13 protein-coding genes are annotated in these 15,418 nt (G+C 70.3%); 12 read left to right on the top strand and 1 reads right to left on the bottom strand.

Features of this window, described 5'->3' with window-relative positions:
* The first annotated feature begins 8 nt into the window (after nt 1-8).
* Nucleotides 9-2,294, top strand: a complete 2,286-nt coding sequence (locus ACEN9J_RS12510) for an acyl-CoA dehydrogenase (protein WP_413764231.1) — start codon at nt 9-11, stop codon at nt 2,292-2,294.
* Here ACEN9J_RS12510 and ACEN9J_RS12505 read toward each other — a convergent pair.
* Entirely contained in the window at nt 2,182-3,045 is an 864-nt protein-coding gene (locus tag ACEN9J_RS12505) for a helix-turn-helix domain-containing protein (protein ID WP_261208632.1), read from the bottom strand. The genes ACEN9J_RS12510 and ACEN9J_RS12505 overlap by 113 nt on opposite strands.
* Before the next feature lie 139 nt (nt 3,046-3,184).
* On the opposite strand from ACEN9J_RS12505, the gene ACEN9J_RS12500 reads away from it, so the two are divergent.
* The 11 genes from ACEN9J_RS12500 (at nt 3,185) to ACEN9J_RS12450 (ending at nt 15,417) form a co-directional block, all read left to right on the top strand.
* Nucleotides 3,185-3,610 (top strand): hypothetical protein, encoded by a 426-nt coding sequence (locus ACEN9J_RS12500; protein ID WP_057590684.1) that lies wholly within the window; start codon nt 3,185-3,187, stop codon nt 3,608-3,610.
* Nucleotides 3,611-3,801: 191 nt separating this feature from the next.
* Nucleotides 3,802-6,678 (top strand): aconitate hydratase, encoded by a 2,877-nt coding sequence (locus tag ACEN9J_RS12495; RefSeq protein ID WP_057590683.1) that lies wholly within the window; start codon nt 3,802-3,804, stop codon nt 6,676-6,678.
* A 4-nt stretch (nt 6,679-6,682) separates the two neighbouring features.
* Nucleotides 6,683-7,144 carry a metallophosphoesterase family protein gene (locus ACEN9J_RS12490; protein ID WP_413764230.1) on the top strand — a complete coding sequence of 154 codons (462 nt, stop codon included), beginning with the start codon at nt 6,683-6,685 and terminating at the stop codon, nt 7,142-7,144.
* Between the two features lie 168 nt (nt 7,145-7,312).
* The gene (gene efeU / locus ACEN9J_RS12485) at nt 7,313-8,146 is read left to right on the top strand and encodes an iron uptake transporter permease EfeU (protein ID WP_057590681.1); all 834 of its coding nucleotides are present in this window, start codon (nt 7,313-7,315) and stop codon (nt 8,144-8,146) included.
* A gap of 10 nt (nt 8,147-8,156) precedes the next feature.
* Complete coding sequence (efeO, locus tag ACEN9J_RS12480; RefSeq protein ID WP_413764228.1) at nt 8,157-9,347, top strand: iron uptake system protein EfeO; 1,191 nt, start codon at nt 8,157-8,159, stop codon at nt 9,345-9,347.
* Between the two features lie 22 nt (nt 9,348-9,369).
* The gene (gene efeB, locus ACEN9J_RS12475; RefSeq protein WP_413764227.1) at nt 9,370-10,686 is read left to right on the top strand and encodes an iron uptake transporter deferrochelatase/peroxidase subunit; all 1,317 of its coding nucleotides are present in this window, start codon (nt 9,370-9,372) and stop codon (nt 10,684-10,686) included.
* 56 nt (nt 10,687-10,742) lie between these two features.
* Entirely contained in the window at nt 10,743-11,579 is an 837-nt protein-coding gene (efeO, locus tag ACEN9J_RS12470) for an iron uptake system protein EfeO (RefSeq protein ID WP_296780224.1), read from the top strand.
* 144 nt (nt 11,580-11,723) lie between these two features.
* A complete protein-coding gene (locus ACEN9J_RS12465) occupies nt 11,724-12,038 on the top strand; it encodes a FeoA family protein (protein WP_261208616.1) in 315 nt (104 codons plus the stop codon).
* A complete protein-coding gene (gene feoB, locus ACEN9J_RS12460; protein ID WP_413764226.1) occupies nt 12,031-13,926 on the top strand; it encodes a ferrous iron transporter B in 1,896 nt (631 codons plus the stop codon). Before ACEN9J_RS12465 ends, feoB begins: the two co-directional genes overlap by 8 nt.
* Before the next feature lie 25 nt (nt 13,927-13,951).
* Nucleotides 13,952-14,227: a DUF6587 family protein gene (locus tag ACEN9J_RS12455; protein ID WP_057590677.1), complete on the top strand. Its 276-nt coding sequence runs from the start codon at nt 13,952-13,954 to the stop codon at nt 14,225-14,227.
* A 5-nt stretch (nt 14,228-14,232) separates the two neighbouring features.
* Nucleotides 14,233-15,417: an FAD-dependent monooxygenase gene (locus ACEN9J_RS12450; RefSeq protein WP_413764225.1), complete on the top strand. Its 1,185-nt coding sequence runs from the start codon at nt 14,233-14,235 to the stop codon at nt 15,415-15,417.
* The last annotated feature ends 1 nt before the right edge of the window (nt 15,418 follow it).

The following is a 15,418-nucleotide window of genomic DNA, read 5'->3' as shown; positions in this document are numbered from 1 at the left end:
AGACACGCATGCCACTGGCCTCGTTGATCGGCCGCTGGGCCATGAAGCCTTTCTCGAAGGCGTTGCCGCCGTTGGGCGACACCGAACGCGCCGCGCTCGAAGCGGGCACCGTCGGTTTCGAAGGCCAGCTGTTCGCCGGCCGCCCCGATTTCGATGCGCTCGCCGCCTTCGGGCCCAACCGCCTGACCGAGCGCGAACAGGCCTTCATCGACCGCGAGGTGCGCACGCTGTGCGCGATGCTCGACGACCATGCGATCGACGAAGCGAAGGACCTGCCGCCCGAGGTGTGGCGCTACCTGCGCGAGCAGCGCTTCTTCGGAATGATCATTCCCGAGGAGTTCGGCGGCCTGGGCTTCGGCCACCATGCGCATGCCACGGTGGTGGCGCGCATCGCCACCGTCAACGTCGCGACGGCGGTCACGGTGATGGTGCCCAACTCGCTCGGCCCAGCCGAGCTGCTGCTGCGCTACGGCACCGACGGCCAGAAGCAGCACTACCTGCCGCGCCTGGCCGATGGCCGCGAGCTGCCGTGCTTCGGCCTGACCTCGCCCTACGCGGGCTCCGATGCCGCCTCGATCCCCGACCGCGGCGTGCTGGTGGAGCGCGAGTTCGAGGGCCGGCCAACGCGCGGCTTCCTGGTCGATTTCGACAAGCGCTACATCACGCTGGCGCCCGTGGCCACCGTGGTCGGCCTGGCCTTCCACGCGGTCGACGAGAGCCGGCCCGAGGGCCAGCGCGATCTCGGCATCACCTGCGCGCTGATCCCGGTGCCGCACGCGGGCATGGAGATCGGCCGGCGCCATCGCCCGATGGACAGCGCCTTCATGAACGGCCCGATCCACGGCCGCCAGGTCTTCGTGCCGATGGACTGGGTGATCGGCGGCGAGCCGCAGGTCGGCCAGGGCTGGCGCATGCTGATGGAGTGCCTGGCCGCGGGCCGCGCCATCTCGCTGCCGGCGCTCGGCTCGGCGATGCAGCAGACCGCGCTGTTCGTGAGCAACGGCTATGGCCGCATCCGCGAGCAGTTCGGCCTGCCGGTGGGCAAGTTCCACGCGGTGGCGGGGCTGGTGGCGCAGATGTCGGCCGAGCTCTATGCGAGCGACGCCGCGCGCCGCTTCACCGCCTGCGCGCTCGATGCCGGCGAGCGGCCCAGCGTGGCGAGCGCGATCCTCAAGGTGCAGCTGACCGAGGCCGGCCGGCGCGCGGTCAACCACGGCATGGACATCCTCGGCGGCAAGGGCATCATCTCCGGTCCCTCGAACCTGCTGGGCGTGGCCTATAGGCAGGCGCCGATCGCGATCACGGTGGAGGGCGCCAACATCCTCACGCGCGCGCTGATCGTGTTCGGCCAGGGCGCGGTGCGCTGCCATCCGCACGTGCTCGACGAGATGGCCGCGGTGCAGGCCAACGACGAGAGCGCGCTCGGCAAGGCGCTGATGGCGCATGGCGGGCACGTGGCGCGCAACCTCTGGCACAGCCTGTTCGGCGCGCCGGTGCTGGGCCGCCCGCCCGAGGCGCTGGCGCCCGAGGCCCGGTTGATCGCGCGCATGAGCGCCAAGTACGCGCTCACCGCCGACCTGGCCATGGGCATGCTCGGCGGCAAGCTCAAGCGCATGGAGCTGCTGTCGGCGCGGCTCGGCGACGTGCTGGCCCACCTCTATCTCGCCAGCGCCTGCGTGTGGCGCTATGGCGTGGAGGCGGCGCCCGAGATGCTGCCCTTCGCCCAGGCCGCGATACGCGTGCAGCTCGACCAGGCGGCGGCGATCCTGCACGACCTCTATGCCAACCTGCCCACGCCGGGCCGGCGCTTCATCGGCGCGCTGGTGCTGTGGCGCACTGCGCACCTGGCGCCGCTGCGCGACGTGCAGCTGCTGGCGCTGGCCGAGACGCTGCGCACCCGGCCCGAGGTGGTCGAGCGGCTGGTGCCCGATCTCAGCGAGCCCGCGGCTGGCGGCCTGCGCGACCTGATGAGCGCGCTGGAACTGGGCGACCGGCTCGGCGAGGAAACCGCGGCGCTCAACAAGGTGCTGCGGCGCACGAACTCGCTCGAGGCCGCGGCCCGCGCGGCCGCCGATCCGGCGCTCGCGCTGGCTTACCTGCGCGCGGCCGACAAGGTGATCCAGGTCGACGACGTGCCGGGGCCGAAGGCGCGCGACGAAGACAAGGCGGGGGAGGGCGCGCTCAGCCCGCCGCAGCCGCCTGCGCCTTCGCCTGCGCAGCCAGCGCCGTCAGGGCCGCCGCCGTCTGCGCATCGGCCGGAAAGAACGACTCCACCGCGAGTTCCTGCAACGTGATGTCGACCGGCGTGCCGAAGATGGTGGTGGTGCTGATGAAGCTCAGCACGCCGTTGGGCGTCACGAGCTGGAACGGCACCACCACGCCCGACAGCTCGCCACCCGCGGGCGGGGTGTCGTGGCCGACGTGGGGCACGGGGTAGGCCGCGAGCTCGTCGTGCAGCTCGACCAGCACGCGGTCGCCGGTGGCGGCGATCTGCTGCTGCAGCCGCTCGAGCAGGTGGGCGCGCCACTGCGCGAGGTTGGCGATGCGCGAGGCCAGCCCGTCGGGCCGCAGGCTCAGGCGCAGCACGTTGACCGGCGGCGTCACCAGCTCGGCCGACGCGCCTTCCATCAACAGCGGCACCAGTGCGTTGTAGGCCACCAGGTTCCAGTGGCGGTCCACCGCCAGCGCGGGGAAGGGTTCGTGGCCCTTGAGCACCAGGTCGACCGCGCGGCGCGCCGAAGCCATGGCCGGGTCGTCGAGCGAGCGCTGGCGGTACATGGGCGCGAAGCCCGCGGCCACCAGCAGCGCGTTGCGCTCGCGCAGCGGCACCTCCAGCCGCTCGGCCAGCCGCAGCACCATCTCGCGGCTGGGCGCGGCACGGCCGGTTTCCACGTAGCTCAGGTGCCGGGTCGAGACCTCGGCCTCCTGCGCCAGGTCGAGCTGGCTCAGGCGGCGGTGCGTGCGCCAGTGCCGCAGGTGCACGCCGAAGGGATCGCGCGCGCCCGGCTGGCCGGGCTTCGTGGGGTGGGGGCGGGGGGTGTTCATGGGGCCGCATTCTGGCGCGCGGGCCGCGCGTCGCCATGACCTGGCAGGTCATGGACGCTGTGCGCCGGTCCCGGAATCATCGACCCCAACGCAGCAGGACAGTCTTGCGGCGTACCACCCGAACCGAAGGAGAAACCTCATGACCGCACGTTCCACGCTCTTCGCCTCGCCGCGTTTCCTGCCCCGCGTGATGTGGGCCGACGCCGCCTCCTGCGCCGGCACCGGCGCGCTGCAGGTCGCTTTCACCGACACCCTGGCCCGCCTCACCGGCCTGCCGGCCGCGCTGCTGCTGGGCACCGGGGTGTTCCTGCTGGTCTATGCGGCGGCCGCCGCCTTCATGGCCAGCCGCGCCACCCCGCCGCGCACGCTGATCGGCGTGGTCATGCTCGGCAACCTGGGCTGGGCCGTGGGCTGCGCCGCCTTGCTGGCCGGCGGCCTGTTCCCGGTGACGGCCCTGGGCGTGGCCTGGGTGCTGGCGCAGGCGGTCTGCGTGCTGGTGCTGGCCGAGCTGCAATGGAGCGGACTGCGCGCGAGCCGGCCGGCGGCCCGGATGGCACTGGCCTGAACGCCTTCCGTCCGCATGCCGTCGAGGCGCCCGCGGGGCGCCTTTTTCATGGCCGCTCGAGAGGGCTTTTTGTCAATGGCGGCCATAGCCTTCGGTGGCCTTCCGAAGCGATGCCTGACTACAGCAATTGACATTCATCCCTGCTAACCTTTGAGGCGCTTCACGAACACATTCCCCAAGGAGTCCCACACATGGCCAAAGCACCGGCTCACGCCTTTGCGTCCACCCTCAAGACCTTCAAGACCGCATCGGGCAAGGCCGGCAAGTACTGGTCCCTCAAGGAACTGGCCAAGCAGCACCCGAGCGTCGAGCGGCTGCCGGTGTCGATCCGCATCGTGCTCGAGTCGGTGCTGCGCAACTGCGACGGCCAGAAGGTGTCGGCCAAGCATGTCGAGGAACTGGCCCACTGGGCGCCGAACGCCGAGCGCACCGACGAGATCCCCTTCGTCGTGACCCGCGTGGTGCTGCAGGACTTCACCGGCGTGCCGCTGCTGGCCGACCTGGCCGCCATGCGCAGCGTGGCCGCCAAGCTCGGCAAGTCGCCCAAGACCATCGAGCCGCTGGTGCCGGTCGATCTGGTGGTCGACCACTCGGTGATGGTCGACTACTACGGCACGCCCAAGGCGCTCGACCTCAACATGAAGCTCGAGTTCCAGCGCAACAACGAGCGCTACCAGTTCATGAAGTGGGGCATGCAGGCCTTCGACACCTTCCGTGTCGTGCCGCCCGGCTTCGGCATCGTGCACCAGGTCAACCTCGAGTACTTCGCGCGCGGCGTCTACTCGAACCCGAACGACAAGGGCGACGTCCCGGTCTACTACCCCGACTCGCTGGTCGGCACCGATAGCCACACGACCATGATCAACGGCGTGGGCGTGGTCGGCTGGGGCGTGGGCGGCATCGAGGCCGAGGCCGCGATGCTCGGCCAGCCGGTCTACATGCTCACGCCCGACGTGGTGGGCTTCGAGCTCACCGGCAAGCTGCGCGAGGGCGTGACCGCCACCGACCTGGTGCTCTACGTCACCTCGATCCTGCGCGCCGAGAAGGTGGTGGGCAAGTTCGTCGAGTTCTTCGGTCCGGGCGCCGCCTCGATCGCCGTGCCCGACCGCGCCACCATCGGCAACATGGCGCCCGAGTACGGCGCCACCATGGGCTTCTTCCCGGTCGACGAGATGACCGTCGCCTACTTCGAGGGCACGGGCCGCACCAAGGAGGAGGTCGAGCGCTTCGAGGCCTACTACAAGGCGCAGGGCCTGTTCGGCATGCCCAACCCCGGCGACATCGACTACACCAAGGTCGTGCGCCTGGACCTCGGCACCGTCTCGCCGAGCCTGGCGGGCCCGAAGCGGCCGCAGGACCGCATCGACCTGGGCCACCTGTCGACCAAGTTCTCGGAGCTCTACAGCAAGCCCAACGACGCCAACGGCTTCAACCAGCCGGCCGACAAGCTCAAGCTGCGCTATCCGCTCGCGCCGGCCGGTGCCGGCAACGACGAGGAAACCGCCGCGCCCGCCCCGGGCGCGCCGCGCGACCTGGTCGAGATGGTGGCCAACCGCACGACCAAGGCGGCCGCGCACGTGAGCGCCACCGCGCCGGCGGCGCCGTCCAAATCCAAGGGCGAGGTGACCATCGGCAACGGCGACGTGCTGATCGCCGCGATCACCTCGTGCACCAACACCTCGAACCCGAGCGTGATGCTGGCCGCGGGCCTGCTGGCCAAGAAGGCGGTGGAAGCCGGCCTCTCGGTCAAGCCGCACGTCAAGACCTCGCTGGCGCCCGGCTCGCGCATCGTGACCGAGTACCTCGAGAAGGCCGGCCTGCTGCCCTACCTCGAGAAGCTGGGCTTCTATCTCGCGGGTTACGGCTGCACCACCTGCATCGGCAACGCGGGCGACCTCACGCCCGAGATCAACGAGATCATCACGAAGAACGACCTGATCGGCGCGGCCGTGCTCTCGGGCAACCGCAACTTCGAGGCGCGCATCCATCCGAACCTCAAGGCCAACTTCCTGGCCTCGCCGCCGCTGGTGGTGGCCTTCGCGATCGCGGGCAACGTGATGGTCGACCTGATGACCCAGCCGGTGGGCAAGGGCAAGGGCGGCAAGGACGTCTACCTCGGCGACATCTGGCCCACGCCGAAGGAGATCGACGAGAACCTGCGCTATGCGATGAACGCCAAGTCGTTCCGCGCCAACTACGACAAGGTCAAGACCGACCCGGGCAAGTTCTGGAGCAGCATCAAGGGCACCACGGGCCAGGTCTACGACTGGCCCACCTCGACCTACATCGCCGAGCCGCCGTTCTTCGAGGGCTTCAAGATGAAGCCGCATGCCGCGGACGCGGGCTTCAAGGGCGCGCGCATCATGGCGCTGTTCGGCGACTCGATCACCACCGACCACATCTCGCCGGCCGGCTCGATCAAGGAAAGTTCGCCCGCGGGCATCTGGCTCAAGGCGCACGGCGTGCCCAAGGCCGACTTCAACAGCTACGGCTCGCGCCGCGGCAACCACGACGTGATGATGCGCGGCACCTTCGCCAACGTGCGCATCAAGAACCTGATGATTCCGCCGGACGCCAACGGCACGCAGGAAGAGGGCGGCGTCACGCTGTTCCAGCCCGGCAACGAGAAGATGTTCATCTACGACGCGGCCATGAAGTACATCGCCCAGGGCACGCCCACGGTGGTGTTCGGCGGCGAGGAGTACGGCACCGGCTCGTCGCGCGACTGGGCCGCCAAGGGCACGCAGCTCTTGGGCATCAAGGCCGTGGTGGCGCGCAGCTTCGAGCGCATCCACCGCGCCAACCTGGTCGGCATGGGCGTGCTGCCGCTGCAGTTCCGCGGCGCCGATTCCTGGCAGACGCTGGGCCTCACGGGCGACGAGCAGATCGACGTGGTGATCGGCGGCGAGCTCAAGCCGCAGATGGACGTGAAGCTGGTCGTGCACCGCCCCGACGGCACGCACCAGGAGGTGACGGTGCGCCTGCGCATCGACACGCCGATCGAGGTCGACTACTACAAGCACGGCGGCATCCTGCCCTTCGTGCTGCGGCAGCTGCTGGCCGCCTGATCCGGTGACGCGCGTCGGATTGATCTCCGACACCCACGGCCTGCTGCGCCCGCAGGCCGTGGCGGCCCTGCAGGGCTGCGACTTCATCGTGCACGGCGGCGACATCGGCAGTCCCGCCATCCTCGAGGCCCTGCGCGCGATCGCGCCGCTGACCGTGGTGCGCGGCAACAACGACCGCGAGGCCTGGGCCGAGGGCATTGCCGAGACCGAGCGCGTGGCCTTCGGCGGCGTGCATCTCTATGCCATTCACGACCTCGCGCAGCTCGCCATCGACCCGGCCGCGGCCGGCGTGCGCGTGGTGGTCTCGGGCCATTCGCACAAGCCCAGGATCGAGGAACGCGGCGGCGTGCTCTACGTGAACCCGGGCAGCGCGGGGTCGCGGCGCTTCAGCCTGCCGATCGCGGTCGCCGAACTGCGCATCGAGGGCGGCGCGGTCGATGCGCGTATCGTCGAACTGCCGGTCTGACCCGTCCTGTCACAGAGCTTTCATTACCATCCGGTAAGAAAAGCCCATCGGATGAGAATGGTTCTTGTTTGATGGGTTATCCTCGTCCGCTCCTCCGTGGAGTCGACATGCAGCGTCGCTGATCGCGCCGGTTCCGGAGGGCTCCTCTCGCCCTGATTTCCGAAGCCGATGCTTATCCCCTTTCTCATCATGCTACGCGAAGGCATCGAAGCCGCGCTGATCGTCGGCATCGTCGCCAGTTACCTCAAGCAGAGCGGGCGCGGCGCGCTGATGCCCGCGGTGTGGGTCGGCGTGCTGCTGGCCACCGCGCTGTCGCTGTTCGCGGGCGCCGGGCTGCAACTGCTCGCGGCCGAGTTCCCGCAGAAGCAGCAGGAGCTGTTCGAGGGCGTGGTCGGGCTGATCGCGGTGGTGATGCTCACTTCGATGGTGTTCTGGATGCGCAAGGCCGCGCGCTCGATCAAGGGCGAGCTGCAGGCCTCGATCGACCAGGCGCTCGCCAAGGGCTCGGACGGCCAGGGCTGGGCGCTGATCGGCATGGTGTTCCTCGCGGTCGCGCGCGAAGGCCTGGAGTCGGTGTTCTTCCTGCTCGCGATCTTCCAGCAGAGCAGCGGCTGGGAAGCGCCCGTGGGCGCGCTCGCCGGCATCGCGGTGTCGGTGGTGGTCGGCTACGGCCTCTATTCGGGCGGCGTGCGGCTCGACCTGCGGCGCTTCTTCCGCTTCACCGGCCTGTTCATCCTGCTGGTGGCCGCGGGCCTGCTGGCCGGCGTGCTGCGCAAGCTGCACGAGGGCGGCGTCTGGAACCACCTGCAGACGGTGGTCTTCGACATGAGCGAGGCCCTGCCGATGGACAGCCCGCTGGGCGCCGTGCTGTCGGGCCTGCTCGGCTACCAGGCCGCGCCCGTGGTGGGCGAGGTCGTCGTCTACCTGGCCTTCCTGGCCCTCGCCCTGTTCTTCTTCCTGCGTCCGGCCGCGCCGGCGCCACGCGCGGCCGCGGCCCGCTGAAATCCCCTCGATGTCCTCTTCCTCTCCCGAATCCAAGGCACCTTCTTCCCACCTGATGCGCGTGGCGGTCGCCGCGTCGGCCTTGCTGGCGCTCGCCGGCCTCGCGGCCTTCTGGTATGCCTCCAACCACGCGCGCCAGGCGCCGCCGAAGGCTGCCGACAACGCGGTCACCGTCACGATCCGCGGCAATGTCTGCGAGCCCAACGAGATCACGGTGCCGGCCGGGCGCACCACCTTCACCATCGTCAACCAGTCGAACCGCGCGCTCGAGTGGGAGATCCTCGACGGCGTGATGGTGGTGGAGGAGCGCGAGAACATCGCGCCGGGCTTCTCGCAGACCATGACGGTGAAGCTGCAGCCCGGCGATTTCGCGATCACCTGCGGCCTGCTGAGCAACCCGCGCGGCAAGCTGCGCGTGACGCCCTCGGCCGCCTCCGAGGCCGAGGCGGCGCGGCCTTCGCTGGTCAACTACGTGGGCGCGCTGGCCGAGTACCAGACCTTCCTGCGCCTGGAGGCCGGCTCGCTCGAGGACGCGGTGCGCGCGCTGGCCGACGCGGTCCAGGCCGGCGACCTGCAGCAGGCGAGGGCGCTCTATGCGCCCGCCCACCAGGCCTACAAGCGCATCGAGCCGATGGCCGAGCTGTTCGCCGACCTCGACACGCGCATCAACGCGCGCGCCGACTACTTCGAGAAGCGCGAGGCCGATGCCGGCTTCACGGGCTTCCACCGCATCGAGTACGCGCTGTATGGCCAGAACGACCTGAAGCCGCTCGCGCCCGTGGTGGCGCAGCTGATCGCCGACATCGGCGTGCTCAAGGAGCGGCTGCGCGGCCTGAACATGCCGCCCGAGCGGCTCGCGAGCTCGGCCTCGAAGCTGCTGCGCCGCGTGGCCGACAACCTGCCCGCGGGCGGCGAGGACCACTACGGCCATGCCGAACTCGCAAACCTGCAGGGCAGCTACGAAGGCACGAAGAAGATCGCCGACCTGCTGCAGCCGCTGCTGGTGAAGGCCGCGCCCGCGCTGCAGAAGAGCCTGGACGAACGCTTCGCCGCCTTCGACGCCGCGCTCGCGCCGTACCGCGAAGGCGAGGGCTTCAAGCCCGCGCCGCTCGACGAGGCGCAGCGCAAGGCCCTGGCCGAACCCGTGCGCGCGCTGGCCGAGGAACTGGCCAAGGTGAATGCCGCGCTCGGCCTGGAATGAGGCTGCTGCCGACCGACCTCTCATGACCACGAAGAACGAATCCCTCCCCACCGACGGGCCACCCGCCTCCCCGCACCGCCGCCGCATGCTCGGCGCGGCCGGTGCCGCCTTCGCCGGCCTGGCCGCGGCCGCGCATGCCGCCGCGCCCTCGGGCCCGCCCAACGGGCCCGATGCCGGCGCCCAGGTCACCGACGCGCCGCAGAGCACCCACACGCAGGACCGCGTGCCCTTTCGCGGCAAGCACCAGGCCGGCATCGTCACGCCGCGACCGACGGCCGGCATGATCGCTTCGTTCTACGTGCTGGCCGAGAACCGCGCCGACCTCGAGCGCCTGTTCCGCACCCTGACCGAGCGCATCGCCTTCCTCACGCAGGGCGGCCCGCAGACCGATCCCGATCCCAAGCTGCCGCCCGCGGGCTCGGGCATCCTCGGGCCGGTGGTGCAGCCCGACGGGCTCACCGTCACCGTCTCGGTCGGCACCTCGCTGTTCGACGAACGCTTCGGCCTCGCGTCGAAGAAGCCCAGGCGGCTGAACCAGATGCAGCGCCATCCGAACGACGCGCTCGATGCCGCGCTGTGCCATGGCGACCTGTCGATCCAGTTCTGCGCCAACACGCCCGACACCAACATCCACGCGCTGCGCGACATCATCAAGAACACGCCCGACCTGCTGGTGCTGCACTGGAAGCAGGAGGGCACCGTGCCGCCGATCCCGGCCGTGCCCGGCAAGCCGGCCGAGAGCGCGCGCAACTTCCTCGGTTTTCGCGATGGCTCGGCCAATCCCGATTCGGCCGACGACACGCTGATGGACCGCATCGTCTGGGTGCCGGCCGGCGGCGACGAGCCGGCCTGGGCCGTGGGCGGCAGCTACCAGGCGGTGCGCATCATCCGCAACTTCGTCGAGCGCTGGGACCGCACGCCGCTGCAGGAGCAGGAGGCCATCATGGGCCGGCTCAAGCCCACGGGCGCGCCGATGGATGGCGGCAGGACCGAGCACGACGTGCCCGACTACGCGAAGGACCCCGAGGGCAAGACCACGCCGCTCGACGCGCACATCCGGCTGGCCAATCCGCGCACCAGGGCGTCCGACAAGAACCTCATGCTGCGGCGGCCCTTCAACTATTCGAACGGCGTCACCAAGTCGGGCCAGCTCGAGATGGGCCTCTTGTTCATCTGCTACCAGGCCAACCTCGAGGACGGCTTCATCGCGGTGCAGACGCGCCTCGACGGCGAGCCGCTCGAGGAATACATCAAGCCCATCGGCGGCGGCTTCTTCTTCACGCTGCCGGGCGTGCGCGACGAGGCCGACTGGCTCGGGCGCAGCCTGATGGCGGCCTGAGCGCGCCGCGCGCCCCCAAAAAGTTTTTTCACCACCGTCAGAACCCAAGGAGATCCATGACCGTGCAGTTCCGCCGTCGCTTCCTCGCCACCTTCCTCGCAGGCATCGCCGGCCTCTACGCCGCCGGCGCGCAGGCCGCGGTGTCGCCGCTCGAGCTGGTCGGCCCGATCTCCGACTACAAGATCTACGTGGCCGAGAACGTGCGCAAGCTGGCCGCGGACACCCGTGCCTTCACCGCCGCGGTGAAGGCCGGCGACATCGAGAAGGCGAAGAAGCTGTACGCGCCGACGCGCACGAGCTACGAGCGCATCGAGCCGGTGGCCGAGCTGTTCAACGACCTCGACAAGTCGATCGACTCGCGCGCCGACGACCACGAGAAGGCCGAGAAGGATCCGGCCTTCGGCGGCTTCCACCGCATCGAGTACGGCCTGTGGGTGCAGAAGAGCACGAAGGAACTGAACCCCGTGGCCGACAAGCTGCTGGCCGACGTGCTCGAGCTGCAGAAGCGCCTGGGCGCGCTGACCTTCCCGCCCGAGAAGGTGGTGGGCGGGGCCGCCGTGCTGATGGAGGAGGTCGCGGCCACCAAGATCTCGGGCGAGGAGAACCGCTACAGCCACACCGACCTGTGGGACTTCCAGTCGAACTTCGAGGGCGCCTTCAAGATCGTCGAGCTGCTGCGCCCGCTGGTGGTGAAGGAGAACAAGGCCTTCTCGGACAAGGCCGACGCCAACTTCAAGGTGGTGTTCGACACGCTCGCGAAGTACCGCACGCCCGACGGCGGCTTCGAGACCTATTCGAAGCTCAGCGAGCGCGACCGCAAGCTGCTGGCCGGCCGGGTCAACACGCTGGCCGAGGACCTGTCGAAGCTGCGCGGCATGCTCGGCCTGAACTGACCCGGTTCCGCCGGGGTCGAAACGGCCCGGCGCACGGCGCGGTCGGCGCGTTTGTGGGGTCTTGGTCAGGTTTACGCGATTGAGAATTGATAGCATCCTGGTTTTGCTAACTGGCGCTCCCGGGGTTCCGAGCGCACTCCCACCGTGCAAACCAACAACACTGCGGCTACGCAGGCCTCCGCAGGCCTGCGCCTCGACCAGCTTCCCGATCATCAGTGGGCCACCGTGCTCGACGTCGCCCGCCCCGACGGCGCGGAGGACCGCGAGCTGGTGCTGCGCCTGACCGAGATCGGCTTCGTGCCGGGCGAGTCGGTGCGCATCGTCGCCAGCGGCATGCCGGGCCGCGAGCCGATCGCGGTGCGGCTGGGCCACACCACCTTCGCGCTGCGCCGCCACGAGGCCGCGCTGATCCACGTGGCGCCGGGCGCCGAGGTGGCCGGAGGTGCGCGCCATGGTTGAAGCCGTGATCCAGGGCCCGGGCGGTTTCGCCGCCACCGGCCAGCCCAACCGCATCGCGCTGCTGGGCAATCCCAACTGCGGCAAGACCGCGCTGTTCAACCTGCTGACCGGCAGCCGCCAGAAGGTCGCCAACTACGCGGGCGTGACCGTCGAGCGCAAGGAAGGCAGCTTGCGCACGCCCGCGGGCCGCCGCGTGTTCGTGCTCGACCTGCCCGGTGCCTACAGCCTCAACGCGCTGTCGGCCGACGAGGCCGTCACGCGCGACGTCGTCACCGGCCAGAGCCAGGAAGCGCTGCCCGACCTGCTGGTCTGCGTGACCGACGCCACCAACCTGCGCCTGAACCTGCGCCTGGTGCTCGACGCCAAGAAGCTCGGCCTGCCGATGGTGGTCGCGCTCAACATGACCGACATGGCGCGCAAGCAGGGCATCGCGGTCGACACGGCCGTGCTGTCGCGCGAACTCGGCCTGCCGGTGATCGAGACCGTGGGCGTGCAGTCCGGTGGCGCGAAGGAATTGCTGGCCGTGCTCGACACCCCCGTGGCCGCGGCCACGCCGCAGCCCTGGCATGCGCCCGGCCTCGACGACGTGCTCGCCACCCAGCGCGAGGTGCGCCGCATCCTCGGCCTGGCGGTGAAGGAGCCCGCGAGCAGCCTGGTCACCAGCGACCGCATCGACCGCATCGTGATGCATCCGGTCTGGGGCATGCTGGTGCTCGCGGTCACCATGTTCCTGATGTTCCAGGCCGTGTTCAGCTGGGCCAACGTGCCGATGGACGCCATCAAGGCGGCCACCGAAGGCCTGGGCGAGCTGCTCAAGGCCCACATGCCCGAGGGCATGCTGCAGAGCCTGCTGGTCGACGGCGTGATCGCGGGCGTGGGCGGCGTGATCGTCTTCCTGCCGCAGATCCTGATCCTGTTCCTGTTCATCCTGGCGCTGGAGGATTCCGGCTACCTGCCGCGCGCGGCCTTCCTGCTCGACCGCGTGATGGGCACCGTGGGGCTGTCGGGCCGCTCGTTCATTCCGCTGCTGTCGAGCTTCGCCTGCGCCATCCCGGGCGTGATGGCCACGCGCACCATCAGCAACTGGCGCGATCGCATCACCACCATCATGATCGCGCCGCTGATGACCTGCTCGGCGCGGCTGCCGGTCTATGCGCTGCTGATCGCGGCCTTCATCCCGGCGCGCACCGTGGGCGGCGTGTTCAACCTGCAGGGCGTGGTGCTGTTCGCGCTCTACGTCTTCGGCATCGTCTCGGCGATGCTGGTGGCCTGGGTGATGAAGCGTTTCCGCGACAACACGCAGCGCTCGTCGCTGATGATGGAACTGCCGGCCTATCGCTGGCCCAATCCGCGCAACCTGCTGCTGGGCCTGTACGAGCGCGCATGGATCTTCATCCAGCGCGTGGGCACGATCATCCTCACGCTGACCATCCTGCTGTGGTTCCTCTCGACCTTCCCGTCGCCGCCCGAGGGCGCGACCGGACCGGCGATCCAGTACAGCCTGGCCGGCATGATCGGCCGCGGCCTCGAGCACATCTTCGCGCCCATCGGCTTCAACTGGCAGATCTCGATCGCGCTGGTGCCGGGCATGGCCGCGCGCGAAGTCGCGGTGGGCGCGCTGGGCACGGTCTACGCGCTCTCGGCCACCGGCGACGACGTGGCCGGCGCGCTCGAGCCGCTGATCGCCGGCAGCTGGTCGCTCGCGACCGCGCTGTCGCTGCTGGTCTGGTACGTGTTCGCGCCGCAATGCATCTCGACCCTGGCCACGGTCAAGCGCGAGACGGGGCAATGGAAGTACGTGTGGATCATGGCGGGCTACCTGTTCGCGCTGGCCTACATCGCGTGCTTCATCACCTACCACGTTGCGGTGGCTCTCGGGGCGGGGTAAAACCGCCTCTGAAAGGCTAGCTTCCATGGCACAAGAACTGATCGTCGGATTGATCGTCGCGAGCGCCGCGTTCTACGCGGTCTGGCGCTGGATGCCCGCGGGCTGGCGCCGCAGCGCCGCGCGCAAGGTCGCCACCGGCACGCAGCGCGCCGGCCTCGTCGATGCCGAGCGCGCCGAGCAACTGGCGGCCTCGCTCGCCAAGACCTCGGGCTGCGGCTCGTGCGACAGCTGCAACAGCTGCGGTCCCAAATCCCCCCAGGCCCCGGCTTCCTCCTCCGCCTCTTCGTCCTCCGCGCGCTGAGGCCGATGCCCGCGCACATCCTCGTCGCCGGCGGCGGCATCGGGGGGCTGGCCACCGCATTGGCGCTGGCCGGCGGTGGCCATCGCGTCGACGTGTTCGAGCAGGCCGCCGCCTTCGGCGACATCGGCGCCGGCGTGCAGCTCGGCCCCAACGTCACGCGGCGCCTGTCGCAGCTCGGCCTCGAAAACTCCCTCGCCCAGGTCGCCGCGCAGCCCGAAGCACTGGTGGTGCGCAGCGCCGGCAGCGGCGCCGAGATCGGCCGGCTCGCGCTCGGCGCCGCCATGCGCCAGCGCTACGGCGCCCCCTACCTCTGCATCCATCGCGCCGACCTGCATGGGCTGCTGCTCGATGCCGTGCGCGCGCGCGGCACCGGCGCGCTCGTGACCGGCGCGCAGATCGAGCGCGTGGAGCTCAGCGACGAGCTCGTGTGCGTCTCGAGCAGCGACGCGCGTGCCTGGGAGGGGGAGGCGGTGGTCGGTGCCGACGGCCTCTGGAGCGTGGTGCGGCGACGCCTGGACGCGGCCTCGGCCGGCCAGCCGCCGCGCATCACCGGCCACACCGCGTGGCGCGCGCTCGCGCGGCAGGACACGCTGCCGCCCGCGCTGCGCCGCGGCGGGGTCGAGGTGTGGCTCGGGCCGCAGCTGCATGCGGTGGCCTATCCGGTGCGTGCCGGCGAGTGGCTCAACGTGGTGGTCATCGCCGAATCGGCGCCGGCCGGCAATGCGCACGATTGGGACCAGGCCAGCAGCCTCGCGGCGCTGCAGGCCGCCGCGGGCCGCACGGGTTCCTCGTTGCAGGCCTTGCTCGAAGCCATGCCGGGCTGGCGCGCCTGGAGCCTCAGCGATCGCCCGCCGCTGATCTCGGCCGCCGAGATGGCGCACGAGCGGCTGGCGCTGGTCGGGGATGCCGCGCATCCGATGGTGCCGTACCTCGCGCAGGGCGCGGGCATGGCGATCGAGGATGCGATGGCGCTGTCGGAAGCGCTTGGCGATAGTGGCGCGGCCGCCGTGCCCGCCGCCTTCGCGCGCTACGCGGCCGCGCGCTGGCAGCGCAATGCACAGGTGCAGGCGAAGGCGCGGCGCAACGGCCAGATCTTCCATGCCAGCGGGCCGGTGCGGCTGGGCCGCGACCTCGCGATGCGCGCGCTCGGCGAGCGGCTGCTCGACCAGCCCTGGCTGTACGGCGGCTAGA

The organism is Variovorax sp. Varisp41 (assembly GCF_047325085.1).
Classification (GTDB): Bacteria; Pseudomonadota; Gammaproteobacteria; order Burkholderiales; family Burkholderiaceae_C; genus Variovorax.
The sequence above is the reverse complement of the archived record's forward strand: the minus strand, read 5'-3'. Positions and strand labels throughout refer to the sequence as shown.

Excerpts from the sequence above, each read along its gene's own strand:
- ACEN9J_RS12510 (WP_413764231.1), top strand. The coding sequence starts at position 9 with ATGCCACTGGCCTCGTTGATCGGCCGCTGGGCCATGAAGCCTTTCTCG.
- ACEN9J_RS12505 (WP_261208632.1), bottom strand. The coding sequence starts at position 3,045 with ATGAACACCCCCCGCCCCCACCCCACGAAGCCCGGCCAGCCGGGCGCG.
- ACEN9J_RS12500 (WP_057590684.1), top strand. The coding sequence starts at position 3,185 with ATGACCGCACGTTCCACGCTCTTCGCCTCGCCGCGTTTCCTGCCCCGC.
- ACEN9J_RS12495 (WP_057590683.1), top strand. The coding sequence starts at position 3,802 with ATGGCCAAAGCACCGGCTCACGCCTTTGCGTCCACCCTCAAGACCTTC.
- efeU (WP_057590681.1), top strand. The coding sequence starts at position 7,313 with ATGCTTATCCCCTTTCTCATCATGCTACGCGAAGGCATCGAAGCCGCG.
- efeO (WP_413764228.1), top strand. The coding sequence starts at position 8,157 with ATGTCCTCTTCCTCTCCCGAATCCAAGGCACCTTCTTCCCACCTGATG.
- efeB (WP_413764227.1), top strand. The coding sequence starts at position 9,370 with ATGACCACGAAGAACGAATCCCTCCCCACCGACGGGCCACCCGCCTCC.
- efeO (WP_296780224.1), top strand. The coding sequence starts at position 10,743 with ATGACCGTGCAGTTCCGCCGTCGCTTCCTCGCCACCTTCCTCGCAGGC.
- feoB (WP_413764226.1), top strand. The coding sequence starts at position 12,031 with ATGGTTGAAGCCGTGATCCAGGGCCCGGGCGGTTTCGCCGCCACCGGC.
- ACEN9J_RS12455 (WP_057590677.1), top strand. The coding sequence starts at position 13,952 with ATGGCACAAGAACTGATCGTCGGATTGATCGTCGCGAGCGCCGCGTTC.
- ACEN9J_RS12450 (WP_413764225.1), top strand. The coding sequence starts at position 14,233 with ATGCCCGCGCACATCCTCGTCGCCGGCGGCGGCATCGGGGGGCTGGCC.